We start from the raw sequence: 25346 nt of genomic DNA, 5'->3' as shown, positions 1-25346 counted from the left end.
CGCGGGCCGCCCCGGCGGGTCCGCTCGCCGCGCGTGGACCGCTTGGCGCGCTCGGGGAAGCCGTAGGGGTTGGCGGTGGCGCGGCGCACCAGCACCACGCCCGCGGCGACCAGCAGCACCGCCGCGGCGGCGACCGCCGCCCACAGCGGCCAGTTGACACCGGTGTCGGCCTCGGCGGTGTCGGCCAACTCCTCGTCGTAGAGCGGCACGCCCTCGGCCGAGGAGCCCGCCTGCTCCAGCGCCGCCCGCGCGTCCACCACGCCGGCCCCGTAGCCCGGCGCGCCCGCGCCGCCCGGGGGCGCCGCCGCGCTCCCGGTCAGGGCCTCGGCCACCTCGGCGGGGCGCAGTTGCGGGTACTCGGCGCGCACCAGCGCGGCGGTGCCGGCGACGAACCCGGTGGCCACCCCGGTGCCCTCGGCGGTGGTGTAGCCGCCGCCGGGCTCCAGCGCGGTGATGTCGGCGCCGGGCGCGGCCAGCGCCACGCCCTCGGCGGCCGGGGAGCCCGCCGCCAGGGCCAGGCTCCGGTCCACGGCGCCCACCGACAGCACGTCGCGGTAGCCGCCGGGGTAGGCGGAGTCCCCCTCGCCGGCGGGCGCGACCACCAGCGCGCCGCCGTCGGCGGCGTAGGTCACCGCCGCCTGCACCGCCTCGTCGGGCTCGGCGGTGGCGGCGCCGGCGGGCAGCGTGATGACCTGGGCACCCTCGCCCGCCGCGTAGCGCACGGCCTCGGCCAGGCGCTCGGCGCCGCCGCCCTCGGCCACCACCGGCACCGACAGCAGGTCGGCGCCGGGGGCCACGCCCACCACACCGCCGGTGAACTCCCGGCCGTGGCCGCGCCCGGCGATCACCCCGGCCAGGGCGGTGCCCGATGCGCCGTACTGCGCGTCGCCGGGCTCGCCCGCGGTCTCGGCGAAGTCGGTGCCCTGCCGGACCGCGTCGGCGAGGTCGGGGTGGGTGCCGTCGACGCCGTCGTCCAGGACGGCCACGAGGATCCCGCCGCCGTCGTTGGCCTCGGCGGCGGCCGGGGCGCCGATCTGGTCCATGCCCCACTGCTCGGGGCGCAGTTCCGCACCGTCGGCGGCGGCCGGCGCGGCACCCGCCAGCACCGGCAGCAGCGCCGCGCAGGCCGCGGCGGCGGCGCGGACGGCGGGCGGGATACTGCGCATGGTGACTTCCCCCGTGACTGAGCTGGCCGGCTCGGCGTCTGCGTGCGTCCGGGCGCGCGGGCGGCGGGCGCGGCGGCCACCGCCGGGGGCGCGACCGGCACGGACGGCGCCATTGTTCCACGCGCCCGCGCGCCGAGCGGCCCAGGAGCCGCACGGCACGCCCGGTGCCCCTGCGACGCGGGTGACCCCACCGGGGGAAAGCAAACTCTAACCGCCGGGGTGGATGATGGCTGATCGCCTCCTCAGCGTTCGGGACGAGTCGCTACCATGAGTCGCGCCAATCCGGACGAGGAGGCGCCCAATGTCAGATCCAGGGCCATTCGATCCCGGGCACGTCGATCCAGAAACGTCCGTGGTTTCGGTGGACGATCCGCCCGTGACCGAAGCATCCGACCTAGCAGACCGTGAACAGCGCATCCTGGCGTTCGAGCGCCAATGGTGGAAGCTCGAAGGCTCCAAGGAGCAGGCCATCCGCACCGAGTTCGGCTTCTCGCCGACCCGCTACTACCAGCTTCTCAACGGGCTCGTGGACCGGCCGGAAGCGCTGGCCTACGACCCCATGACCGTCAAGCGGCTGCGCCGCCTGCGCGCCAACCGCCGCCGCCAGCGCACCGCCCGCCAACTGGGTATCCAGCTCTAGCGGACCCCAGGCGCACCCGGAGTGTTCCGCGGCACCATCTGAGGGCATATCACTTCCGCCCGCAATCGCGATCACCCCGACACGGGAGCGAGACGACCGCCCATGCCTCTGCCCGAACCACGTTCCGCCAAGGGCGCGACCGCGCTGGAGCGGATCGTGCGGTATCCCGCCGAGGCGGTGCTGTCCTTCGACTTCGACGGCACCCTCGCACCGATCGTCTCCGACCCCCGCGACGCCCGCGCCTATCCGGGCGTCACCGCCGAACTCCAGCGGCTCGCCCCTCTGGTCGGGCGCCTGGTGATCATCACCGGGCGCCCGGCCGAGGTCGCCGTGGAGTACGGCGCCCTCGACTCCGTCGAGAACATCCTGGTCCTGGGCCACTACGGCCTGGAGCGCTGGGAGGACGGCCGCGTCACCGCGCCGGGCACCCCGCCCGGGGTGGCGCTGGTCCGCGAGGAGCTGCCCGGCCTGCTGCGCAAGGCGCAGGCGCCCGAGGGCGTCGCCATCGAGGACAAGGGGCGCTCCCTGGCGGTCCACACCCGCCGCGCCCCCGACCCCGACTCCGCCCTCGACGCCCTGAGGGTGCCCCTGGCGGCGCTGGCGCAGCGCGCCGGGCTCACCGTCGAACCCGGCCGCAGGGTCATCGAACTGCGCCCCGACGGCATGGACAAGGGCGCGGCGCTCAACCTCACCGTCGCCGACCACCGGGGCGAGCACACCGCCGTCCTCTACGCCGGCGACGACCTCGGCGACCTCCCGGCCTTCGACGCCGTCGACCGCCTCGCCGCCGAGGGCACCCCCGGCATCACGGTGTGCAGCGGCTCCGACGAGGTCGCCACCCTGGCCGAACGCGCCGACCTGGTGGTCGACGGCCCGCCCGGGGTCGCCGGCCTGCTCACCGCCCTGCGCGAGGAGATCACGGCGGCGGCGGGCTGACCGCCGCCCGCTTCGCGGAGGGCCGGTGCGCCGGCCCGGCGGGGTGGGCTGCTGCCCGGCGGCGGGAAAACGGGGCGGCGGGTGGCCCGGCCGGGCGCGCGCCGGCGAGGGAGACGAACACCTCACCCCGTGACGCGGGCGCCGGAGGCGGCGGATGAGCCTGGTGTGCGGTCGGCGCGACCGTACGCGGATCACCGGGGTGGTAATGGACGCCGCGCCGCCGCCGGCGGCGCTCAGGGGCGGCCCGGCGCACCGGGCCGCGCGGCGGTCACCGGCGCCGCGGGCCCGCGGCGGTCGGCACGAGCGACGTCACACTTCCGGCGACCGCCGCGGCGACCGCCGTCAGGAGGCAGCAGATGGACGCCAGCCCGATGGCGGCGTCGTCGATCCCGCGGAAGCCGAAGAGGAACACGAGCTGGTCGAGGACGGGCGTGCCCCACAGGACCGGCGCCAGCGCGACGTTCGCGACGACGTAGAGCAGGCACAGCCCGCACAGCGTCCACGCGCCGGCGATCCTGCGGGCGACCGTGAACCCCGCCGGGACCAGCAGGACCACGGCGGCGCCGACGCCGGCGGCGATGTTCGTCGCCACCACGGCGGCCCCGGGGCCGGTGGAGGGCACGTCGGCGATGACGACGTTGACGACCGCGAACAGGAAGAGGAAGCCGGAGGTGATCAGCGCCAGGGCGCCGGCGGCCACCGCCGCCGCGGTGTTCGCCCTGCGCTTCGGCCGCGCCGCCTGCGGGCTCGGCCCGCCGCCCCAGGGGGCGGGTCCGCCCGCCGCCGGCGGCCGCCCGTGCGCCGGCGCCCCGGGCTGCTGTGCATTCGGCTGCATCCGCACTCCTCGCGCGTTTCGGCGTTCCGCATCCGCCGGCCGTCGTGGTCCGCGCCATCGTAGCGAGGTACCGGGAACGCCGTCCGGCCGCGAGAACGGCGGCCGGGCGCGGAAACGAGGTCAGGTCGCGAGAACGGCCGCCGGGCGCGCAGACGACGGCCGGGGGAACCGGCGAAGGCCGGCTCCGCCCGCCCGCCGCCGACCCCCGCCCCCGGTCCGCCTACTCCCGCGCGCCCAGCGCCTGGACCGGGCTCGTGCGGGTGGCGACGGCCGCCGGGGCCACCGCCGCCGCCACGGCGATGACCGCGCACACCCCCGTCATGACCGCCAGTTGCCACCACGGCATCGACAGCGCGACCCCGGACAGCCCCTCGCCCAGGGCCGTGGCCAGCGGCGCCAGGGTCACCGCCGTGACCGCCGTGCCCAGGAAGGCGCCGATACCGACCACCGCGACCGCCTCGGCCGCCACGAGCCGGAGGACCTGCGCGCGGTCGGCTCCGGCCAGGCGCAGCGCCGCGAAGTCGCGGACGCGGTCGGCGGTGGACATCACCAGCGTGTTCGCGATGGCCACGCACGAGCAGAACAGCGCCATCCCCAGCAGCACCGCCCCGATCAGCAGCACCATGCGGTTGTTCTCCTCGCGGCCGGGCTCGATCGCGCCCACCGGGTCCACGCGCGCGGTGTCGGTGTCGACCGCCGCCTCCAGCCGCTCCCCCAGGTCGCCGCCCGCCGCGCCGGCGGCCTCGGCCGGGCCGTCGGCGCCGACGTAGGCGTAGGGCGCCGGTGCCGTCCCGTGCCCCGCCAGCAGCGGCGCGGACACGTAGGTCACCGGCGTGTACGGCCCCTCGGCCAGCACGGCCGCCACCCGCGCGCGGACACGCGCGCCGTCGGGCAGCCGCAGCACGACCTCGTCCCCGGCGCGCCACCCGTTGTCCCGGGCCGTCGCGGCGTCCACGGCGACACCTCCGGCGCCCAGCGCGGTGAAGTCCCCCTCGTCGGCGGGCGGGTCGATCGCCGCCGCCGCGTCCTCGGGGTCGACCACCCGCACCACGTGCGCCACGCCGCCCAGGCCGACCTCGGCCTCGCGGACCACCGCCGTGCGCGCCCCCGGCAGCGCCCGCAGCCGCGCCACCTGCTCCCGCGACAGGCCGCCGCCCCCGGTCGCGGTCACGGTGTACTCCGCCGAGGTCCACTCGGCCATGGCCCGCGCCGCCACCCCGTTGACCACCGACACCAGGCCGATGGCGATCCCGAACAGCCCCACCGTCAGCAGCACCGGCGCGCACAGCGCCGCCGTGCGCCGCACGGCGGCGGACATCCCGGCCCGCACCACCATGGCGCCCGCCCCGGGCAGGCCGCGCAGCGGCCAGGTCAGCGCCGCCGCCAGCGGCGGGATCACCACCGGGCTGAGGAACCCCATGGCCACGATGGCGCTCATGCCCAGGCCCATCGTCAGCGGGGCCACGCCGTCGCCGCTGGCCTCCAGCAGCGCATAACCCGCGAACGCGCTCAGGGCCGCACACCCCAGCCCCAGTACCCATCGGCCGAGGGTCATGGCGCGGGCGTCCACCGACGCCTCCCGCAGCGCCGCGATGGGCTTGATGCGGCGGATCCGCCGCGCCGGGCCCCACACCCCGGCCAGCGCCACAGCCACCCCGGTGCCCAGCGCCGGCACGAGCGCCTCGGTCTCGTAGCGCACGGGCGGCGCCTCGGGCACCATGCCGATGCCGTGCAGCAGGGCCAGCAGCGCCGTGGCCGCGGGCTGGGCGAGCGCGCAGCCCACCGCGCCCGCCGACACGGCCACCAGCAGCGCCTCGCCGTACACCGCCGCCGCGATCCGCCGGGGCCCGCTGCCCAGCGTGCGCAGCAGCGCGAACTCCCGCTGCCGCTGGGCGATGGAGTACGCGAAGGTCGAGGCGATGACGAACACCGACACGAACGTGGTGACCACCATGGTCATGGCGAGGATGTCGAGCACGCCGTCGAACGCGGGATCGCGCCCGGTGGCCGCCATGGTCAGGCCCAGGGCCGCGACCTGGGTGACGCCGACGGCGATGATGACGAACGTTCCCGCGAACGCCACCCAGCGCTCGCGCAGGGCGCGCAGGGCGACCGCGATCACCGGGCCACCGCCGGTCCGGTCTCCAGCGCGGCCAGCCGGGCCGCCACCTCGTGGGCGGTGGGCGCCGCGAGGGAGTCGGCGATCCGCCCGTCGGACAGGAACAGCACGCGGTCGGCGTAGGAGGCCGCGACGGGGTCGTGGGTGACCATGACAATGGTGCGCGGCGGCCCGCCGCCCTCGGCCGCCCCGCGCCCCGGTCCGCCGCCCGGACCGCCGCCGCCCGCGAAGGCGCGCAGCAACTCCAGCACCGTCCGCGACGACCCGCTGTCCAGGGCGCCCGTGGGCTCGTCGGCGAACAGCACCTGGGGGCGCGTGACCAGCGCCCGGGCGATCGCCACCCGCTGCTGCTGGCCGCCCGACAGCTCGGCGGGGCGGTGCCGCTCGCGCCCCCCCAGCCCCACCTCGCCCAGCACCGCGCGCACGGCGGCCCGGTCGGGGCGGCGCCCGGCCAGGCGCAGCGGCAGCGCCACGTTCTGCTCCGCGCTCAACGCCGAGACCAGGTTGAACGCCTGGAAGACGAACCCGATCCGGTCGCGGCGCAGCCGGGTCAGCCGCTTCTCCGACAGGCCGGTCAGCTCGGTTCCGGCGACCACCGCCCGCCCCGAGGTAGGGCGGTCCAGGCCGGCCGCGCAGTGCAGCAGCGTTGACTTGCCCGAGCCGGACGGCCCCATCACGGCGGTGAAGGAGCCCGCCTCGAATCCCACGGTCACCTCGTCGAGGGCCACCACGCGGCTGTCCCGCATGCCGTAGGCCCGTGTGAGCGCGTGCAACTGCACGGCGTTGGTCTGAATCATGGGCCGATTCCAGCAGCGCGCGGTGCGCGCGGGCACTGGTGGACGGCCGAGAGCCGCGGTAGGGCCCGCCCTACCCGGACCGTGGGCCCAGGCTCCTGGCCTGGGCGCCGGCCGCTGCGTACCGTTGGACCGTGTCTGCTCCCGAGGCGGGCGCGGCCGCCCGGCCGGCTCCCGCGCCGCCCCCCGCCCCCGCGAACGCCGCCGCCCCCGCGCGCACCCCGCTGGAGGCCGTGCGCTCCCCGCGCTTCCTCCTCGGCCCGTGGCCGTGGCGGGCGCTGGCGCACAACACCCTGACCCCGCTCGCCGGCGGCGCCTACGCGTTCACGCTGCTGCTGGTCTCCCTGCCGCTGGTGGTGCTGTTCTCCCAGCTCTCCGAGCCCGATCCGGACCGCCCGGTGTCGGCGGCGGCCCTGGTGGCGATGGCGACCGGGGGCGCCCTGCTGGCGGGGGTCCTGGGGCCGCTGATCAGCCTGCCGTGCGCGTCGCTGGAGCGCCTGCGGCTGCGCGTGGCCGACGACCGCCCGCTGCGCTCCCCGCACCGCGTGCCCGACACCCCCGGCCTGTGGCCGTGGCTGCGGCTGCGCTTCACCGAGGCCGCCACCTGGCGGGGGTTCGGCTACCTGGTGCTGGCCGCGACCCTCCTGCCGGCGGCCGCCCTGCTGGCCTGGTTCGCGCTGGTCCTGGGCGCGGTGGTGCTGGCCACCCCGCTGCTCACCGGGGCGGAGGAGGAGGCCGTCACGCTGGGGCCGCTGGTGCTCACCGAGCCGCGGGAGAGCTGGGCTGCCGCGCTGGCGGGCGTGCCGCTGACGGCGGCGGCGCTCTACCTGCACGCCCTGCTCGCGGGCGCCCACGCCGCGCTGGCGCGGGCGCTGCTGCGCGCCCCCGGCGAGGCGCTGCGCGCCGAGCTGACCGAGGTCACCCGCTCGCGTGCGCGGCTGGTCGACGCCTTCGAGGCCGAGCGGCGCCGCATCGAGCGCGACCTGCACGACGGCGCCCAGCAGCGGCTGGTGGCGCTGACCATGGAGCTGGGACTGGCGCGGCTGGACCTGCCGCCGGACTCGCCCGCGGCGCGCCAGGTCGCCTCGGCGCACGAGAGCGCCAAGGAGGTCATCGCCGAACTGCGGGAACTGATCCGCGGCATCCACCCCCAGGTGCTCACCGACCGGGGGCTGTCGGCGGCGCTGCCCGAGCTGGCCGACCGCTGCACGGTGCCGGTGCGGGTGCGCACCGACCTGGCGGGGCGCTGCCCGCCGCACATCGAGGGCACCGCCTACTTCGTGGTGTCGGAGGCGCTGGCCAACGTCGCCAAGCACAGCGGGGCCGAGGCGGCGCTGGTCACCGCGCGCTGCGCGGGCGGGCGCCTGGTGGTGGAGGTCCGCGACGACGGCGCCGGGGGTGCCGACCCCGGTGCCGGCACCGGGCTCACCGGGCTGGCCGACCGGGTGGCGGTGATGGACGGCAGAATGCTGGTGTCCAGCCCGCCCGGCGGCCCGACCCTCCTGCGCGTCGAACTCCCGTGCCGGCTCCCGGCCTGAGCCCGCTCTTCCCGCCCCGACCGCCTCACGCCCCCGCCTCCGCCCCCCGACCCCGCCCGCCGCGACGCACGAAGGGACGGCCATGGCCGCACCCGAGTACGACCCGACGCCGGACCACCGGCCGCCGTCCCCTCACGCCGATCCCCACCCCGCCCCGCCCCCTCCCCCGGTGCGCACGGTCCTGGCCGAGGACGGCGTCCTGCTGCGGGAAGGGCTCTCCGGGCTCCTGGCGCGCTTCGGCTTCACGGTCGCGGCCGCCGTGGGCGACGCCGAGGAGCTGAAGGCGGCCGTGGCCGAGCACGAGCCCGACCTCGTGGTCACCGACATCCGCATGCCGCCCGACTTCACCGACGAGGGCCTGCGCGCCGCCGTCGCGCTGCGCCGCTCCCGCCCCCGCCTGGCGGTGGCCGCGCTCAGCCAGTACGTGGAGCAGAGCTACGCCTTCGACCTGCTGGACTCCCACGGCGGCCGGGGCGTGGGCTACCTGCTCAAGGAGCGCGTGGCCGACGTGGCGGAGTTCGCGGCGTCGCTGCGGCAGGTGGTGGCGGGCGGCACCGTGGTGGACCCCGAGGTCGTGCGGCAGTTGCTGCGGCGCGGGCGCGACCCCCTGTCGCGGCTGTCGGAGCGCGAGCGCGAGGTGCTGGCCCACATGGCCGAGGGCCGGTCCAACGGCGCCATCGCCCGGTCCCTGTTCGTCAGCGAGGCGGCGGTGGGCAAGCACATCAGCGGCATCCTGGCCAAGCTGGACCTGCCGCCCGCCGACGACGACGTGCACCGGCGGGTGATGGCGGTGCTGACCTACCTGCGGGCCACCGCCGAGCGCTGATCCGGCGCCCGGCGCCCGGCTGCCCGCGCGGACCCGGCGCCGCCCGCCCTTCAGCCGGTGAAGGCGGTGCGCACGGCCGCGCGCAGGTCGAACAGCCCGGTGCGGCGGCGGCCGTAGTGCACCGCGTTGGTGAGCAGCCCGACGTAGCGGCCGGTCTCGGGCTGGAGGAACAGGCTGACCCCGGTGTAGCCGTGGTGGTAGACCAGCCCGTCGCCGGTGACCAGCCAGGCCAGCCCCCGCGCGAACCGGTCGTCCACCGACACCTGCGGCTGCCAGCTCTGCCGCAGGTAGTGCGCGAAGCTGCCGGAGGCCCCGCGCGTCTCGCCGTGCACCCGCAGCAGGTCGCGGGCGAACACGCCCAGGTCGATGGCCGTGGTGAACACGCCGGCGTGGCCGGCGACCCCGCCCATCAGCGCGGCGGACTCGTCGTGCACCACGCCCCACGTCGGCGCGGTGCCGGGGATGCGGCGCTCGGTGGGCGCCACCATCGGCGAGCGCGGCAGCGGGCCGTAGGTGGTCGAGGACATCCCCGCCACCGACCACAGCTCGCCCGCCAACCGGTCCAGCGGTGCGCCGAACAGCCGCTCCAGCAGCAGGCCCAGCAGGATGAACCCGCGGTCGATGTAGCGGTAGCCCTCGTCGTCCAGCGGCTCGGACAGGATGGCCTCGGCGAGGTCCTGCTCGGTGCCGACGTAGCGCTCCAGCCACGTCACCGGGTTGAGCCGCGAGGTGTGGGTGAGGATCTGGCGGACGGTGACCCGGCCGCCGGGGTAGGGGCCGCCGGGGAAGTGCTCGGCCAGCGGGGCGTCGAGGTCCATCAGGCCCTCGGCGACCGCCCGGCCCACCAGCGGCCAGGTGGCCATGACCTTGGTCAGGCTGGCCACGTCGTAGTGCACGTCGGGGGCCGCCAGGTGCTCGGCGTCGCCGGCGTGGGTGCCCCCCACGGCGACGAACTCCCACATGCTGCCCGTCCCCACCACGGCGGTGCCGCCGGGGATCCACCCGGCGTCGACCATCACCTTCAGGACACCGCGGATCTCGGACCCGGTCTCCGCGAGCCAGTCACCGTCCAGCACGTGCCCTCCTCCGGCGTCGTTCCCATCGGCGGATACCCCGTGGGGATCGCGTCGTCACCCGGGCGCCCGCGGCACCGGTTCAATGTTGGGTCAAGCCGGTGACCGAAACCCGGGTGGATCGCCCCGCACACCCGCGAAAAGGACAGTGCTCCGCATCCGGGCACCCGAACCGCGCGCGGCGGTCGAGGGATTGCGCCGCGGATTGCGGCGACCGAGATTCGTGCGGCCCTGCGGTCCGATATCCCTTGGCATCCCTCGGTGTGTTGCGGCCGCCGCGCGGGCGCGGCCACAACCGGCCACGGCCCGCCGCCCCCGGGCGCACCGGCCGCCTCGGCGCGCACGCGCCGCACCGGCCCCACCGGACCCGCCGAGCGCTCCCGCCGGCCCCTCGCACGGCCCCGCTCAGCCGCGCCGGCGGGGCGGCCGCCACATGCCCAGCCCCTTCAGCGCCCGCCTCAGCTCGCGGCGCCCCCGGCCGGGGTCCAGCGCCCGGGGTGCGCCGCCGCGCCACCAGAACACCTCGGGGCTGCACGGGTCGTCGGCCGACTCGTGCAGGGCCGCGACCTCGGCGGCCAGGGCCGGCAGCGCCTCCACCGACGCCCGCGAGGTCACCGGGTGCACCAGCAGGGTGTCGTAGCGGGGCGCGCCCACCAGCGCGCCGCAGGGCAGCGCCGGCGGGACGTAGCGCCGCAGCTCGGTGAGCAGCAGGGTGACGTACCCGCTGCCCGGCTTGGTGACCACCCGGACGTCGCTGCCCGAGCGCAGCGGGCGGTCGTAGACCACCACGTCGGACAGCTCGTGCTCCAGGGTGTTGCGCACCGCACGGCCCAGCTTGCCCAGTTGCAGCAGCCGGGCGCGGTGCCACGACAGCGGCGCGCCGTAGGTGGGGTGGTCGACCATCACCACGGCGTCGAAGTGCGGGCCCACCGGGTGCCACACCAGCTCGCGGCGCCGCTCCCCGTCCATGGCGGGCACCACCCGCACCCGCAGCAGCCGCCGGACGTCGCCCAGCAGCTCGATCTCGGCCACGGCCATGGCGGCGAGGTCGGCGGTCTCGCGCAGCCAGGTGTCGACCAGTCCCGGCCAGCGCTCGCGCGGCGCGGCGGCGCAGCGCTCCAGCAGGTCCCAGGTGGAGGCCCGCAGCGTGATGCGGCCGACGGGCAGCACCACGCGGGAGGCCGCGCGGTCGAAGGAGGCGTGCGGCAGGGCCACCGGCAGCAGGCCGTCGACCAGCGCGTGGACCTCGCCGGCGATCTCCAGCTCGTTGGCGCCCACCGGCCCCTCCCCTCAGACGCGGCGCGCACCGATACGGATCCGCACGGGGATCCCCGCCGCGCGCGGTTGTCCACAAGCGGTACAACGCGTTGACCGTTCGTGGAAGTGCCCGATTACGGTAAGGGAGTGCCCAACCGCACCAGCCTCTGATTCGCTCGCTTCCCCCGAGAGGAGAGCCGGGTGACCACCCGCGTAGTCCACCGGCCGGCCCGCACGGTCCACCCGCCGCCCCAGCGGGACCCCTACGACGTCGAGGCCCCTCCCACGCTGCCCGACGGCAACGCCCAGGGCAACCAGCTCATGACCATCCTGCCCATGGTGGCCATGATGGGCTCGCTCACCATCATGATGGTCCTGCGCAACCCCGCCTTCATGGCGCTGGGCGCCCTGGTGCTGGTGGTGGCGCTGTTCGCGGCGCTGGGCATGCTGCTGTCGCGCCGGGGGCAGGCCGCCCGCCAGCGCCGCAACCAGCGCGAGCTGTACCTGGAGTACCTGGAGGAGCTGCGCGAGGACCTCAGCTCGCGCGAACGCGACGCCCGCGCCCGCGCCCAGCTCCTCGACCCCCCGCCCGAGGCGCTCTACGACATCGTCCGCGACCCCACCCGGCTGTGGGAGCGCCGCCGCCGCGACCCCGACTTCCTGCGGGTGCGCATCGGCACCGGCGCCGTGCCCGGCCAGCCGCTGGTGCTGGGCGAACGCGGCTCCGCGCTCACCCCCACCGACCCCTTCATGCTGTCGGAGGCCCAGGCCGCCATCCGCCGGTTCGCCACCGTGCCCGAGATGCCGCTGACCGTGCCCCTGGACATGGTCGGCAACGTCAGCGTCATCGGCGACCGCGCCGACGTCATGCGCCTCATGCGCGCCCTGGTCGCCCAACTGTGCGCCTTCCACGCGCCCGAGGACACCGCCCTGGCCGTGGCCCACCCCGCCTCGGCCGCCGACGACTGGGACTGGCTCAAGTGGCTGCCCCAGGCGCTGGACCCGCAGCGCCGCGACGGCGGCGCGCCCACCCGCCTCATCGCGGCCACCCCCGCCAAGCTCGGCGCCCTGCTCTCCGACGAACTCCGCAGCCGCACCGACTTCGCCGCCGAGGTCCGGCGCGGCATGGGCAAGCGCGAGACCTACCAGCTCATGCGCCGCCTGGTGGTGGTGCACGACACCTACGGCGCCGTGGCCACCGAACTCGCCCGCCCCGACGACGCCGTGCCCCCCGCCAACCTCGGCGCCACCGTCATCCACCTCGCGGCCCGGCAGGTCGACGAACCCGGCGACGTCAGCGTGCGCATCACCGTCGACGGCGACCGCGTCCGCGTCGAGGACCTCCGCAGCGCCGACCCCCACGGCGCCACCACCACCGGCACCGTCGACAACGTCACCCCCGGCACCCTCACCGGCCTGGCGCGCATGCTCGCGCCGCTGCGCCTCAGCCGCGAATCCGTCGAGGAGACCGCCGCCGAGGGCGGCAGCGTCGACTTCCCCACCATGCTGGGCGTGGGCGACCCCGGCGACATGGACGTCGCCCGGCTGTGGGCGCCGCGCAGCGAGCGGTCGTTCCTGCGGGTGCCCGTGGGCGTGGACGACCTCGGCCAGCCCGTCATCATCGACCTCAAGGAGTCCGCGCAGCTTGGCATGGGCCCCCACGGCCTGTGCGTGGGCGCCACCGGCTCGGGCAAGAGCGAGATGCTGCGCACCCTGGTCATCGCGCTGGCCGCCACCCACCCGCCCGAACGCGTCAGCATGGTCCTGGTCGACTACAAGGGCGGCGCCACCTTCGCGCCGTTCGAGGACATGCCGCACGTAGCCGGCGTCATCACCAACCTCGAGGACGACGCCGCCCTCATCGAACGCGCCTACGCCAGCCTCTCCGGCGAGGTCCAGCGCCGCCAGCAGGTCCTGCGCGACGCCGGAAACGTCGCCAACATCGCCGACTACCACTACCGGCGCGCCCACGACCCCAGCCTGCCGCCGCTGCCGCACCTGCTGGTCATCATCGACGAGTTCGGCGAACTCCTCACCGCCCGCCCCGACTTCATCCAGTTGTTCCTGTCGATCGGCCGCATCGGGCGCAGCATCGGCGTGCACCTGCTGCTGTCCAGCCAGCGCATCGAGAGCGGCAAGCTCCGCGGCCTCGACACCTACCTGTCCTACCGGCTGGGCCTGCGCACCTTCTCCGAGGAGGAGAGCCGCACCGTCCTCGACAGCCCCGACGCCTTCCACCTGCCCGCGCTGCCCGGGTTCGGCTACCTCAAGGTCGACACCAGCGTCTACCAGCGGTTCAAGGCCGGCTACGTCTCCGGCGCCTACCGCGGCCCCGTCGCCGCCGACGAAGCCGCCGCCGACGACGGCCCCCCGCCCGTCTACGCCTACCCCGCCTTCAACGGCGCCCAGGCCGCCGGCCCGGCCACCGAACCCGCGCCCGACGACGAACCCGCCCTGCCCGACCGCACCGTGGGGCCCACCCTGCTCGACGTCATGGTCGGCCAGCTCGCCCGCGCCGGGCAGCGCACCCGCAGCGTCTGGCTGCCGCCGCTGCCCGAGGCCACCACCCTCGACCTCGTCACCGGCCCCGCCCAGATGGGCGACCTCGGCCTGCGGCTGCCCGACGCCCCCGGCCCCATGCGGGTGCCCGTCGGCGTCCTCGACGACGCCGCCAAGCAGTGGCAGGGGCTGTGGAGCATCGACCTCACCGCCTCCGGCGGGCACGTCGCCGTCATCGGCGGCCCCCAGACCGGCAAGACCACGCTGCTGCGCACCCTGCTGATGTCGCTGGCGCTCACCCACACTCCGGCCCAGGTCGCCTGCTACGCCCTCGACCTCGTCGGCGGCGGCCTCCAGGCGGTCGCCGACCTCCCCCACGTCGGCGGGGTCGCCGCCCGCACCGACACCGAACGCGTCCGCCGCACCGCCGAGGAACTGCGCGGCATGCTCGACCACCGCCAGGAGGTCTTCCGCAACCGCGGCATCGACTCCGTCCAGCAGTTGCGCCGCATGCACGCCCGCGGCGAGGTCCCCGAACTCCCCAGCGCCGACGTCGTGCTGTGCGTCGACGGCTTCGGCGCCATCCGCACCGACTTCGAGGAGATCAACGACATCGTCAACGACCTCCTCCAGCGCGGCGGCGGGTTCGGCATCCACGTGGTGGCCGCCATGCTGCGGTGGAACGACGTCCGCATCGCCATGCAGTCCAACTTCGGGCAGAAGATCGAACTCCGCCTCAACGACCCCACCGACTCCTCCATCGACCGCAAGCTCGCCCAGACCATCGGCGCCGAGACCCCCGGCCGCGCCCTCACCGACCAGAAGCTGTTCGGCCAGGTCGCCCTGCCCCGCATCGACGCCACCGCCGACGCCGAGAACCTCGGCGAGGTCGTCGAGAAGACCGCGCGCGCCGTGGCCACCGCGTGGAAGGGCCCCGTCGCCCCGCCGGTGCGGGTGCTGCCGCACCTGCTGCCCGCCGCCACCCTGCCCGGCCCCGCCGAGGAACCCCTGATCCCCCTGGGCGTGGACGAACGCGCCCTCGACCCCGTGCTGCTCGACCTCTTCGACCGCGACCAGAACCTCCTGGTGCTGGGCGACGGCGAGTGCGGCAAGACCAACCTGCTGCGGCTCGTCGCCGAGGGCATCATGGCCCGCTACTCCCCCAAGGAGGTCGTCTTCGCGGTCATGGACCCCCGCCGCACCCTGCGCAACGCCATCCCCGAGCCCTACCTCGGCGGCTACGCCAGCAACGCCCGCGTGTGCGCCGGCCTGGCCGGCGGGGTCGCCAAGGAGCTGGAGGAGCGCATGCCCGACGACGCCGACCCCGACGCCATCGACTCCGGCACCGTCCCCGGCCCGCGCATCGTCGTCCTCGTGGACGACTACGACGTCCTCACCACCGCCGGGCAGAAACCGCTGACCCCGTTCGTGCCGTTCGTGTCCAACGGCCGCGACATCGGCCTGCACTTCGTGGTGGCCCGCCGCGTCGCCGGCGCGGGCCGCGGCCTGTTCGACCCCCTGGTGCTGGCCATGCGCGAGATCGGCACCAGCGCCGTGCTGATGTCGGGCGACCGCAGCGAGGGTCAGCTCTTCCCGAAGGTCTACGCCAACGCCCAGCCGCCCGGCCGCGGCCGATGGATCCGGCGGGGCCAGTCCCCGCGTCTGATGCAGACAGCCATCCTCGACCCCCAGGGAGACAACCGGTGACCTACGACGTGGTCGCTCTGGTCCGCGAGGCCCCCGACCTGCGGGCCCTGGTCGACTCCATGGTCGACGCCCACCCCGACCTCAAGGTCGCCGGCGCCGGCGACGGCGCCGTGATCCAGCTCTGCGACGACTCCGGCCGCGCCCTGCTCAGCATCGAGGCCGCCCAGGAGGTCCTGGTGCCCGGCGAGGTCGAGCGCCTGCTCGGCGCCGACATCGCCGCGCAACTGCCCGACCCCTGCTGGTGGGTCGAGGCCCGCGCCGCCGGCGCCGACCCCGGCCCCGCCGGGCTGGCCCACCGCTTCGCCGGCGGGCTCGTCCAGCGGCTGGGCGGCCTGGTGTGGTCGCCCCGCCCCGCGCCGCCCGGCGCGCTGGACCCCCTGCCCGCGCCCGGCCCCCAGGACCCGCCCCCGCCGCCACCCGCACCCGACCCCGAGCGGCAGCAGGATCAGCAGCGCAACCACGACCAGCAGCAGGAAAGGCGGGACACGTGACCATGGCCGCTCCTCCCCCCGCCGTCCAGCAGCACCCAGCCGTCGACGTCATGACCGACAAGGCCGCCGTCGCCATCCAGGACCGCCCGGTCGTGCCCCTGTCGTCCTGGCTCACCGACGCGCTGGCCATGTGCGCCGCCACCAACCGTTCGCTCCAGGTGCTCACCCCCGCCGACGCCCGCGTCACCCTGCCCCTGCGCACCGTCCTGCAAAACCCCAACGCCCGCTGGGTGGTCGAGGAACCCGACGGCAGCGGCCACTTCGACGGCTTCTCCGGGGTGCCGCTGGTGTGGGACGAGCGGTCGGGGTTCGTCGTGCGGCGCGCCCGCCCCGAGGACGGCCCCTCGCCCACCTTCCGACGCCCCTGCTCCGACCCCGGCAGCCAACTCTGGATCGACCTCCGGCTGCTGCGGAAACCGCGCGAGGACCTCCTGCTGGGCGACTCCGTCGAGTACCTCGCCGAGGTCTTCGCCGAGGCCGACCCCGCCGGCTGGGGCACCAGCGAACCCGCGCTCACCCCGTGGGACCCCGCCGCCCTCACCGCGCTCGGCCGCCGGCGCTCCCCCCAGCCCACCTGGACGGTGTTCACCGGTCCGCCGGTGGCCGCCCACCGCTTCCTGGGCACCCACCGCACCACCCGCGTGGTCGAGGGCGTCAAGGAGACCGTGGTGTTCACCGTGGGCTACCGCCGCGACGAGGAGCCCGCGCTGCACCTGCTGGGCCGGGTGGCCGGCGAACTCGCCGAACGCGGAGTGCTCAAGACCATGACCGTGCAGCGGCTCGCGGGTCGCCCCGACCTCACCTACGAGCCCCTGTGGTCGGGGCCGCCGGTCCCGGTGGGGGTCGCGGTCGGCCCGGACACGGTCGCCGAGATCGGCACCGCGCACGCCGACAGCGCCCCCTCACCGGGCGAGCGCGTGGGACCCTCACACGCTCCAGCACTGTGGTACCCACTCGGCGACGGCACTGATCCCCAAGCCTGGCGGCAATTCAACGCCCTCATGGAGCACCTGCGCCCCCCGGAGCGCGGCCGCCCCTCCTGACCGGCGCGGCGAGGCCGCCACCCCTTGACCTCAACCTAACTTCATATCTCATCCTGGGGCCATGACGACTTACGGCAACGGAGCCCTGCTGTTCCGCAACACGATGCGCATCGCCGACGGCCACCTCGACGCCTTCAAGGAGGCCGTCGACCGCGCCGTGTCCTTCGTGGAGGAGCACGCACCCCAGCTCATGGTGAACGTCTACGTCGATGAGGAGCGCATGCTGGCCTACAGCTTCCAGCTCTACGCCGACAGCGACGCCGTGCGCACCCACTGGCGGCTCTCCGACCCCTACATCAAGGCGGTCATGGAGCACTGCACCGTGGAGCGCTTCGACGTCTACGGCACCCCCGACCCGGACATCACCGAGGCCCTCGCCCGCCCCGGAGGCACCCCGACCCCCGGCGACCGGGTTCCGCACTTCACCGGCTTCGTCCGCCTCGCCGCGGGGTAGGCCGCCAAGGCCACGGGGCACCGGCGGCCTTCGGCTGCGGGAGCCGTCCGGACGATGAGGAGGACACGGCCTCCCTCCGGTTCCGAAACGGGCGGCCCCCACCCGGCCGCCGGTCCCCGGCCTCGCCTCGGTGCCGTCCACCGCCGCGTACCACTGCCTGCGGCGAAAGGGACCGGGATCCACCCTCCTCACGCGGAGAGGGAAGGGGCCGGCGCGCACGCCGGCTACGGCCGCGTCTGGTCTTGCGCGAGAAGGTTCAACGCTTTCGAATCGGCCGCCCTCTGCTCTTGGGCTTCGGAGGGGACACGCCCGGCGACCGGGTCCTCAGCGGCACCCTTCCACCAGCGGATGGTCTCCAGTGGTGTCCGGCCTTCGCGCTTGCCGAGCTTGAACCGGTCCACCCATGCGGTACGCGCGCGGTAGCCGGCGCCCCGCGCCTCGACCCGAGGGGCGAACCCGGCGGCGTCTCCCGCCTCGGCCGCCCACACGTATCCGAGTCCGGCACCGCCCCGGAGAACGGGGTAGTAGAGCACGGGGGTCAGTGACACCATTCGGTATCCCTCGGGGTCCTCCGTGCGTAGCGGCCCGATCGGTCCCCAGCCTCCCGGCTGGTCCCGGTCCAAAGGGGTGCCCTCGCTGTCGTACATCGGCACCTGCGGAACCTCCGGCTCCACGTACCCCGGGTTGGCGCGCTGCATCAACTCCTCGTAACTCTCGGCCTCGGCGAATCCGGTGCCGACCGGGACGGCACCGGCATGCGGATGCTCCTCCGCGCCGATCCACCGCTCCAGGGCCTCCTGCGGGGTCAGCCCTTCCCGATGGGCCGCACGCAGCCGCCGCGCCCACTCCACCGCACCCTCGGCGCCCTCGCGGGTGGCCCGCGCTCCGAGGCGGCGGATGTAGGAGGCGGCGTTGCCGCGCACACTCGCGTACAGGTAGCCGATCACCTCACCCCCGAGGAGCACCGGCAGGTAGCGCACCGGGCCGCTCACACGCGTGCCGTAGGTCGCCGTGGAACGTCCCCCGTCCCGCGCCGCGCCGCCCTCCGGCGGCAGGCCGTAGGGCATGTGAAAGTCCGCGGGACCGCCGATGTCACCGTTCATGGTCTCCCCTCACCGGCAGCCGGTCCACCCGGCCGGCCGGGCCTCGCGCAGGGTGGGGTGACCCGGCCGAGCCGCCGGGTCACCGGTGGGCGTTGCGTTGGTGCGGACCGTCCGGACCATGAGGCGGAGACGGTGGCCTTCCCGATCGGGCCGCCGGGCGCCCGCGGAACGCCCGGGCGACCGCCGCCCTCAGCGGGGACCGGGAAGGCCCAACGCTTTTGAACTAACGGCCTCCTCGGCCCGCGCGTCCTCAGGCACGGCGCCGGCCACGGGGTCGGCCGGGTAGCCGCGGACCCGGTGGAGCGCCTCCCGGGGGGCGAGGCCCTCGCGCTTATAGGCGTTCAGCCGCTCCAGCCACACGCTCTCGGCGCGGCTCGCCGCCGCGTCGGCACGCGGGTTGCGCGCGAACCCGGCCGCGTTGTCCGCGTCCGCCTGGGACGCCCAGACGTGGCCCAGCAGGGTGCCGTCCGCCGCGCGCACGGGCAGGTAGTGGACCGGCTTGTCGGTGGCCATGCGGTAGGTGCCGGGATCGTCGGTCCGCCAGGTGTCCAGCGGCGCGGCGGTGGCGGGCCCGTCCATCGGCGCACCGTCGGGCAGCAGCCCCGGCGGCGGGGGCAGCGACGGTTTGGAGTACCCGGGGTTGGCGAGCTGGGTCAACTCCTCCACGCTCTCCGCGATGGCGAACCGGGCGCCCTTGGGAATACGCCCCGCCTTGTCGTCGCCCTCGGCCTCAACGCCGATCCATTCCGCGACCGCATCTTCCAGGCGCGGTTTTCTGCTCGCGCGATCCAACCGCTCCGACCATTTGATGGCCGCCTCGAAACCGGCGATGTTGTCTTGCGCCGAGAGAATGCGGATAAACGACGCCTTCCTCGTCGTGGTCGCCACGTAAACGTACCCGATCGGCTTCCCGTCCAATTCCACGGGAAGGTAGCGCACCGGCCCCCGTGAGCCGGTACCCGGTTCGGCCGCGCCCGGCGCGGCCGAAGGCGGCCGCCACTGGGGTGTCGGCTGGTCGGAATCCTGCCCGGCACTGCTCACCGCTCACCTCTCTCCGCCCGCGACCGACGCTCACGTGGGGTTGATGACCTCCGCGTCGATGCGGTAACTGCCGTCCGGGTTCCGTGAGACATTCGTGATCATATACTCCATGTTCCGCGGCAGGATGAGTTCCCGCTGAGTCGGGAAGTGGCTCTCCGTCCCCATCCACAGCGCCCGCATACCCGCGGGAAGCGAGAAATGGATTTTGTAGCGGTACGGATCTCCGTCGATCACCGCGGGTTCGGTGCCAAGCGACGTCGACATGTAGCCGCGCTCGACTTGGCGCACACCGATCAACTGGCGCAGGGCGTCGAAGACGTCCGGGTTGCCCGCGTCGAAGCCGTCCAGGTGGTTGAAGTCGCGCAGTCCGCGCAGCGTTTCCAGGCGCTCGGGAAGCCGGCTGTTCTCCATGGCCGCATCGAGTGTGTCGATGCGGTCGAGGAGGTCGCCCGAGGTCGGGAACCCGTCGTAGGACTGGATCATCCGCTCGCGCGGGCCTGACCGCCCGATCCAGTAGTCCAGCCGGCTTGCCGGGTCGGCGTCGTTCAGAATGTCGTTGACGAGCCAGCGCTGGTACGGATTCAGGTCGGTCCGGCGGGTCCCGTCCAGGACATCCAGGAGGCGGACCGCGCGGTTGCCGCCCACCATGTTGATCAGCTCCACGCCGGCCCCGCCGGTCTTGCTCTGCCAATAGTTCAGGTGGCGGGTGATGGAGGCTGGGTCCCGGGCGATCGGGTTGAACGGCCACGAGTGCCGCGTGTACTCGTAGGCGGCGTAGCGCTGGGTCTCCGGGAGGTTGCGGTAGTTGTCGCCCAACACGTCCTCGCCGTACGCTTCGCCGTCGGCGTCGGTGTCGAAGCGCCGGACGCCGTCGGGGTCCACCCGGCCGGGCCAGGAGTCCCGGGGGTCGGGCGCGGGGGCGGGATCGGGGTCGGGGTCGCTGTCGGGGTCAGAGGCAGGGTCGGAGGCCGGATCGGATCCGGACCCGGGATCGGAGGCGGGGTCGGCGGCGGGGTCGCTGTCGCCGTCCGCGTCGCTGTCGCCGTCCCCGGTGTTTTCGGCGTCGGGATCGGAGCCGCCGTTCGGGTCGGTGTTCCCGGCGGGGTCGGAGCCGGATGCGTCCACCGGGTCGGAGTCGACCGGGTCGGGCAGCCGGATGCCGTCCGGGTTGGTGGCCAGGGGGTCGCCGCCGCCGTCACCGTCGGTCGTCCGGCTCGGCGGGTCCACGGGGTCCGTCGGGGTGGACTGCTGCTGGCCGCTCGACTGCTGGCCATCGGACTGCTGGCCGTCACTCTGCTGGCCGCTCGACTGCTGCCCGTCGGACTGCTGGCCGTCACTCTGCTGACCATCGCTTTGCTGGCCGTCACTCTGCTGACCATCGCTTTGCTGGCCGTCACCGCCGTTACCGCCGTTACCGCCGGTGCCGCCGCCTCCACCGCCGGTGCCGCCACCGCCGGTGCCGCCACCTCCACCGCCGTTACCGCCGGTGCCGCCACCTCCACCGCCGGTGCCTCCACCGCCGGTGCCGCCACCTCCACCGCCGGTGCCGCCACCGCCACCACCGCCGCCGGTACCGCCACCTCCGGAGCCACCGGAACCGCCCGAGCCTCCCGAACCCCCTGAGCCGCCGTCACCGCCGCCCACGGGCTCGTAGCGGTACGTCAGCGGCTGCGTGCCGCCGGGGCCGTCGCCGCCGCCCACCGGAGTGGACTCCCGGGTGAGGTCCTGGTCGGCGTCGTCGAGGACCTGCTGCAACCCGTCGATTTGGTTCTGGTCGATCTGGAGGCCGTCGAGGGCCTCCTGGAGCGACTGCGCGGTCTGCTGGCCCTGCCCCTGGCCGACCTGCTGCAACTGGTTGGTGTTCACCGGCTCCTGGTCGCCGCCGTTGCCCTCGTCGCCGTTGCCGTTGCCGTTGCCGCTGTCGCCGCCGCCGACGGCGCGGGAGCCGCGTGCCAGCGCCTTGAAGACGCCCGCCCCGCCCAGGAACATGCTGCCGATGTTCAGCGCGCTCTGCGTGATCACATAGCCCGGCCGGTCGCCCCACTCCCGCCAGGGCACGATGGCGTGCGCGAACTCCGTCCACCCGCTGGAGAAGTTGCCCCACCACTCGCCGAAGGACCCCACGCCCCAGCCGTTCTCGCCGTAGACGCCGACCAGGCTGCCCAGGCCCGCCAGCGTGTCGCCCCAGTTGTCCTTGAGGTTGCTGCCCCACTCGCTCCAGGAACTGACACCCCAGCCGTCCTCGCCGTACAGACCCACCATCGCGCCCAGGTCCTCGGCGATGCCCACACCGAAGTCCGCCACACCGTTCCACACGTCCTCATACCAGGGCGCGTCATGCTGCTGCGGCGTCGCCCAGGGCGTCTCGATGTCGCGGGGTGCCTCGGTGAACCCGTACGCCTGCTGGTTGGGCCCCAGGCCGGTCTCGCCGCCGGGGTCGGTGGCCACGAACGTGGTCCCGCCGAAGTGCCGGGTGATCTCGTTGGCGCAGTCCCGCTCGGCCGCCATGTAGTCGTTGAGGGCCGCCAGCACGTCGTTGTTCAGGTCGTTGTGCCGGTTGACCTTGTCCTCGTCCTCACGCCAGTCGTCGTCGCCGTCGATCTCGTCGCGGAACTCCTGGGCGTCGGCCTTCAAAGTCTCCAGACGGCCCTTGATCTCCTCAGCGCGGTCGGCGAACGTCAGCAGCGCACCACCCACCACCGCGACGGCGGTGTTGAATTCGCCGCCCTTGGTCGGCACCTCGTTCAGCGCGTTGAGCAGGATGTCCTGCTCGGGTGCCGCATAAATGCCGTTAAGGCCGTTCCATGCGGATTTGATGTCTTCGCCGGCACTCTGGATCTCGGTGCCGTCCCCTTTCAGGGCATCGCCGGCCCGCCGCAGGTCCTCCGGGTTGACCTGCGGAATCGGCACGTCCTCCGGTCGGATCAGACCATCGCTCAAAACGCCACCGCCCGTTGTCGCGGACATCGCTTGCAACACCCTGGGGCACGGGTGCGGTCTCTTTCCTGAGAGGGCGAGACCGCCTCGGCGGTTCCATTCCTTCGTTCGCCGGGCTGTCCGCTCCCGGCCAGACGGCGGCCGCCGGCACCGTGAAATCGCGTGCGGCGCCGGAACGCCGCCGCAGATCATGGCAGACCCGTCCAGGAAAACACGAGGAAACAGCCCGGCGCAGCCCTCTGTCCGTTTCCGGTCAGATCACCGGAAATGAAAGGGCCACCCCGAATCCGGCGGTCATGATCGTTTTTCGCTTACCGGAATTCGACCTCAGACGAATGGTGAATCGTTTTTCAGTAAGCGGTTCCAACGAGCGGTTCGCGCGGCGCCGCACACCCGGGCCGCCGAACCGGCACCGCCGGGCGGATCCGGCGGACGGCGCGTAACGCCCGGCCGCCACGGCGATCCGGTTTGGGAGCGCTCCCAACTGCCCGCCGTCCACACCACCTCGGCAAACGCACCATAGACACCGAACGCGATCAATAGAATCCAGAGCGTACAACCGCCTCAGTCGGTCGATGAGAGTAGGTACGCGGATGGACGCGTTCACCCTGCCCGACTTCTACCTGTCGCACCCCGCCCGCATCAATCCGAACGTCGAGCGTGCCCGGCGGCACACCATGGCGTGGGCGCGCGACATGGGCATGCTCGACACCCCCTCACCCAGAGGCGGCCTGGTCTGGGACGAACCCGCGCTCGCGGCCATGGACTACGCGCTCATGTGCGCCTACACCCATCCCGACTGCGACGGCCCCATGCTCGACCTCATCACCGACTGGTATGTCTGGGTCTTCTTCTTCGACGACGACTTCCTGGAGGAGTTCAAGTACTCCCGCGACCTCAAGGGCGGCCAGCGCTACCTCGACCGGCTCGAACTCTTCATGACCGACGAGGGCCAGGACCCCCCTGAGCCGCTGAACGCCGCCGAGCGCGGCCTCGACGACCTCTGGCGCCGCACCGTGCCGCTGATGTCGGCCGACTGGCGGTCGCGCTTCCGCGCCAGCACCCACTTCCTCATGGTCGAGTCCATGTGGGAGCTGGACAACATCCAGCGCCGCCGGATCGCCAACCCCATCGAGTACATCCAGATGCGCCGCCGCGTGGGCGGCGCCCCGTGGTCGGCCAACCTGGTCGAGGTCGCCGCCGCCGCCGAGATCCCCGCCGAGGTCGCCGCCACCCGCCCCGTCAAGGTCCTCACCGACACCTTCGCCGACGCCGTCCACCTGCGCAACGACCTGTTCTCCTACCAGCGCGAAGTCCGCGAGGAGGGCGAGAACTCCAACGCCGTGCTGGTGTTCGAGCGGTTCTTCGACTGCTCCACCCAGCAGGCCGCCGAGATGGTCAACGACCTGCTCACCTCCCGGCTGCTCCAGTTCGAGGACACTGCCCTGGTCGAGATCCCCGCCATGCTCGCCGAGTACGCGGTGCCCCCGCCCGGCCAGGCCAATGTCGCCGCCTACACCAAGGGCCTCCAGGACTGGCAGGCCGGCGGCCACGAGTGGCACGCCCGCTCCAGCCGGTACATGAACCAGGGCGCCGCCACCCGCTCCGGCGGCCTGCACGGCCCCACCGGCCTGGGCACCTCGGCCGGCCGCCCGGTGTTCACCTCCATCGGCCCCGGCGCGCGCCGCCGCGCCCGCCAGCACTCCCAGCCGGTGTGCCCGCCAGTGGGCCACCTGGACTTCCCCGAGCTGTACATCCCCTTCGAGGTCCGCCTCAGCCCCCACCAGGACGCCGCGCGCCGCGCCTCCCGCGAGTGGGCGCGGGCCATGGGCATGATCACCGACACCCCGCCCGCCGGCCTGGACGGCGTGTGGGACGACGACGAGTTCACCGCCATGGACCTCGCGTTCTGCGCGGCCCGCATCCACCCCGGCGGGGACCTCGGCGGCGTCACCCTGGCCGCCCTGTGGCTGACCTGGGGCACCTACGGCGACGACGCCTACCCCCGGGTGTTCGGCGCCACCCGCAGCCTCGGCGCGGCCAAGGCGCTCACCGACCGCCTGCCCGCGTTCATGCCGCTGGACATGGGCGAGGTCCCCGAACCCGCGAACGCCGTCGAGCGCGGCCTGGCCGACCTGTGGCGGCGCACCGCCGAACCCATGCCCACGGCCGCCCGGCGGCAGTTCCGCACCGCCGTCGAGGAGATGACCACCAGCTGGCTGTGGGAGCTGGGCAACCAGGCCGCCAACCGGGTGCCCGACCCGGTCGACTACCTCGAAATGCGCCGCCGCACCTTCGGCTCGGACATGACCATCAGCCTGTCGCGGCTGGCGCACCACGAGGAGGTCCCCGAGGGGATCTACCAGACCCGCACGTTGCGCGAACTCGAGACCGCCGCGCAGGACGCCGCCTGCTACCTCAACGACCTGTACTCCTACCAGAAGGAGATCGAGTTCGAGGGCGAGGTCCACAACATGGTGCTGGTGATCGAGAACTTCCTTGACGTCGACCGCCACACCGCCCGCGACATCGTCGTCGACCTCATCCGGGTGCGCGTGGAGCAGTTCGAGCACATCCTGGAAACCGGCCTGCCCGACCTGTTCGACCAGTGGGAGCTGGACGACCACGCCCGGCGCGTGCTCAGCGGCCACGCCGACCACCTCAAGGAGTGGATGTCGGGCATCCTGGCCTGGCACGACGAGGTCGCCCGCTACCGCGAGGACTGGCTGCGCGCCAAGCACCGCCCCGGGGCGCCCGCCGGGTTCTCGGGCCGGCCCACCGGCCTGGGCACCTCGGCGGCGCGCCTGGCGCCGGCCGCCCGCTAGCCCGGCGCGGTCCCGGCCCGCGCAGACGGCCCGGCGGCCGGGCGGCGCCTCGCGCGCCGCCC

18 protein-coding genes are annotated in these 25346 nt (G+C 74.5%); 9 read left to right on the top strand and 9 right to left on the bottom strand.

Features of this window, described 5'->3' with window-relative positions:
• Positions 1-1166, bottom strand: a 1166-nt coding sequence (locus LG943_RS25840; RefSeq protein ID WP_270074981.1) for a S8 family serine peptidase, incomplete at its 3' end; no start/stop codon positions are given.
• A gap of 301 nt (positions 1167-1467) precedes the next feature.
• On the opposite strand from LG943_RS25840, the gene LG943_RS25835 reads away from it, so the two are divergent.
• Together LG943_RS25835 and otsB are read left to right on the top strand one after the other, a co-directional pair.
• Complete coding sequence (locus LG943_RS25835; protein WP_408648655.1) at positions 1468-1806, top strand: DUF3263 domain-containing protein; 339 nt, start codon at positions 1468-1470, stop codon at positions 1804-1806.
• Between the two features lie 102 nt (positions 1807-1908).
• The gene (otsB, locus tag LG943_RS25830) at positions 1909-2742 is read left to right on the top strand and encodes a trehalose-phosphatase (RefSeq protein ID WP_270074979.1); all 834 of its coding nucleotides are present in this window, start codon (positions 1909-1911) and stop codon (positions 2740-2742) included.
• A 268-nt stretch (positions 2743-3010) separates the two neighbouring features.
• Here otsB and LG943_RS25825 read toward each other — a convergent pair whose 3' ends face one another.
• From LG943_RS25825 to LG943_RS25815, 3 genes are all read right to left on the bottom strand, one after another.
• A complete protein-coding gene (locus LG943_RS25825; protein WP_270074978.1) occupies positions 3011-3577 on the bottom strand; it encodes a hypothetical protein in 567 nt (188 codons plus the stop codon).
• Between the two features lie 220 nt (positions 3578-3797).
• Entirely contained in the window at positions 3798-5699 is a 1902-nt protein-coding gene (locus LG943_RS25820; protein WP_270074977.1) for an ABC transporter permease, read from the bottom strand.
• Entirely contained in the window at positions 5696-6493 is a 798-nt protein-coding gene (locus LG943_RS25815) for an ABC transporter ATP-binding protein (RefSeq protein WP_270074976.1), read from the bottom strand. The genes LG943_RS25820 and LG943_RS25815 overlap by 4 nt, the downstream gene beginning before the upstream one ends.
• A 131-nt stretch (positions 6494-6624) precedes the next feature.
• Between LG943_RS25815 and LG943_RS25810 the strand changes: the two genes are divergently transcribed.
• Both LG943_RS25810 and LG943_RS25805 read left to right on the top strand, forming a co-directional pair.
• Positions 6625-8028: a sensor histidine kinase gene (locus LG943_RS25810; RefSeq protein ID WP_270074975.1), complete on the top strand. Its 1404-nt coding sequence runs from the start codon at positions 6625-6627 to the stop codon at positions 8026-8028.
• Between the two features lie 82 nt (positions 8029-8110).
• Complete coding sequence (locus tag LG943_RS25805) at positions 8111-8854, top strand: response regulator transcription factor (RefSeq protein WP_270074974.1); 744 nt, start codon at positions 8111-8113, stop codon at positions 8852-8854.
• A 50-nt stretch (positions 8855-8904) separates the two neighbouring features.
• On the opposite strand, the gene LG943_RS25800 is transcribed toward LG943_RS25805, so the two are convergent.
• Positions 8905-9870, bottom strand: a complete 966-nt coding sequence (locus tag LG943_RS25800; protein WP_408648656.1) for a serine hydrolase domain-containing protein — start codon at positions 9868-9870, stop codon at positions 8905-8907.
• Positions 9871-10332: 462 nt separating this feature from the next.
• Positions 10333-11205: a hypothetical protein gene (locus LG943_RS25795; RefSeq protein WP_270074972.1), complete on the bottom strand. Its 873-nt coding sequence runs from the start codon at positions 11203-11205 to the stop codon at positions 10333-10335.
• 180 nt (positions 11206-11385) lie between these two features.
• Here LG943_RS25795 and eccCa point away from each other — a divergent pair, with 180 nt between their 5' ends.
• The 4 genes from eccCa (at position 11386) to LG943_RS25775 (ending at position 17378) form a co-directional block, all read left to right on the top strand.
• Entirely contained in the window at positions 11386-15390 is a 4005-nt protein-coding gene (gene eccCa / locus LG943_RS25790) for a type VII secretion protein EccCa (protein WP_270074971.1), read from the top strand.
• Positions 15387-15881 carry a hypothetical protein gene (locus tag LG943_RS25785; RefSeq protein WP_270074970.1) on the top strand — a complete coding sequence of 165 codons (495 nt, stop codon included), beginning with the start codon at positions 15387-15389 and terminating at the stop codon, positions 15879-15881. The genes eccCa and LG943_RS25785 overlap by 4 nt, the downstream gene beginning before the upstream one ends.
• A gap of 2 nt (positions 15882-15883) precedes the next feature.
• Positions 15884-16924 (top strand): DUF6177 family protein, encoded by a 1041-nt coding sequence (locus LG943_RS25780; protein WP_270074969.1) that lies wholly within the window; start codon positions 15884-15886, stop codon positions 16922-16924.
• Positions 16925-16985: 61 nt separating this feature from the next.
• Complete coding sequence (locus tag LG943_RS25775) at positions 16986-17378, top strand: hypothetical protein (RefSeq protein ID WP_270074968.1); 393 nt, start codon at positions 16986-16988, stop codon at positions 17376-17378.
• Positions 17379-17602: 224 nt separating this feature from the next.
• On the opposite strand, the gene LG943_RS25770 is transcribed toward LG943_RS25775, so the two are convergent.
• The 3 genes from LG943_RS25770 to LG943_RS25760 all read right to left on the bottom strand — a co-directional run bounded on the left by LG943_RS25770 (position 17603) and on the right by LG943_RS25760 (position 22432).
• On the bottom strand, positions 17603-18481 hold the full coding sequence (locus tag LG943_RS25770) for a hypothetical protein (RefSeq protein ID WP_270074967.1): 879 nt from the start codon (positions 18479-18481) through the stop codon (positions 17603-17605).
• Positions 18482-18670: 189 nt separating this feature from the next.
• Complete coding sequence (locus LG943_RS25765; RefSeq protein ID WP_270074966.1) at positions 18671-19522, bottom strand: hypothetical protein; 852 nt, start codon at positions 19520-19522, stop codon at positions 18671-18673.
• A 30-nt stretch (positions 19523-19552) separates the two neighbouring features.
• Positions 19553-22432, bottom strand: coding sequence for an ADP-ribosyltransferase (locus LG943_RS25760; protein ID WP_270074965.1), 2880 nt, complete (start codon positions 22430-22432; stop codon positions 19553-19555).
• A gap of 620 nt (positions 22433-23052) precedes the next feature.
• On the opposite strand from LG943_RS25760, the gene LG943_RS25755 reads away from it, so the two are divergent.
• A complete protein-coding gene (locus LG943_RS25755; protein WP_270074964.1) occupies positions 23053-25284 on the top strand; it encodes a terpene synthase family protein in 2232 nt (743 codons plus the stop codon).
• The last annotated feature ends 62 nt before the right edge of the window (positions 25285-25346 follow it).

The organism is Streptomonospora mangrovi (genome assembly GCF_027604915.1).
Classification (GTDB): Bacteria; Actinomycetota; Actinomycetes; order Streptosporangiales; family Streptosporangiaceae; genus Streptomonospora; species Streptomonospora mangrovi.
This window is presented reverse-complemented; position numbering and strand designations above follow the sequence as displayed.

What these genes read in the sequence shown, in the direction of transcription:
- LG943_RS25835 (WP_408648655.1), top strand. Translation starts at nt 1,468, where the DNA reads ATGTCAGATCCAGGGCCATTCGATCCCGGGCACGTCGATCCAGAAACG.
- otsB (WP_270074979.1), top strand. Translation starts at nt 1,909, where the DNA reads ATGCCTCTGCCCGAACCACGTTCCGCCAAGGGCGCGACCGCGCTGGAG.
- LG943_RS25825 (WP_270074978.1), bottom strand. Translation starts at nt 3,577, where the DNA reads ATGCAGCCGAATGCACAGCAGCCCGGGGCGCCGGCGCACGGGCGGCCG.
- LG943_RS25815 (WP_270074976.1), bottom strand. Translation starts at nt 6,493, where the DNA reads ATGATTCAGACCAACGCCGTGCAGTTGCACGCGCTCACACGGGCCTAC.
- LG943_RS25805 (WP_270074974.1), top strand. Translation starts at nt 8,111, where the DNA reads ATGGCCGCACCCGAGTACGACCCGACGCCGGACCACCGGCCGCCGTCC.
- LG943_RS25800 (WP_408648656.1), bottom strand. Translation starts at nt 9,870, where the DNA reads ATGGTCGACGCCGGGTGGATCCCCGGCGGCACCGCCGTGGTGGGGACG.
- LG943_RS25780 (WP_270074969.1), top strand. Translation starts at nt 15,884, where the DNA reads ATGGCCGCTCCTCCCCCCGCCGTCCAGCAGCACCCAGCCGTCGACGTC.
- LG943_RS25775 (WP_270074968.1), top strand. Translation starts at nt 16,986, where the DNA reads ATGACGACTTACGGCAACGGAGCCCTGCTGTTCCGCAACACGATGCGC.
- LG943_RS25770 (WP_270074967.1), bottom strand. Translation starts at nt 18,481, where the DNA reads ATGAACGGTGACATCGGCGGTCCCGCGGACTTTCACATGCCCTACGGC.
- LG943_RS25755 (WP_270074964.1), top strand. Translation starts at nt 23,053, where the DNA reads ATGGACGCGTTCACCCTGCCCGACTTCTACCTGTCGCACCCCGCCCGC.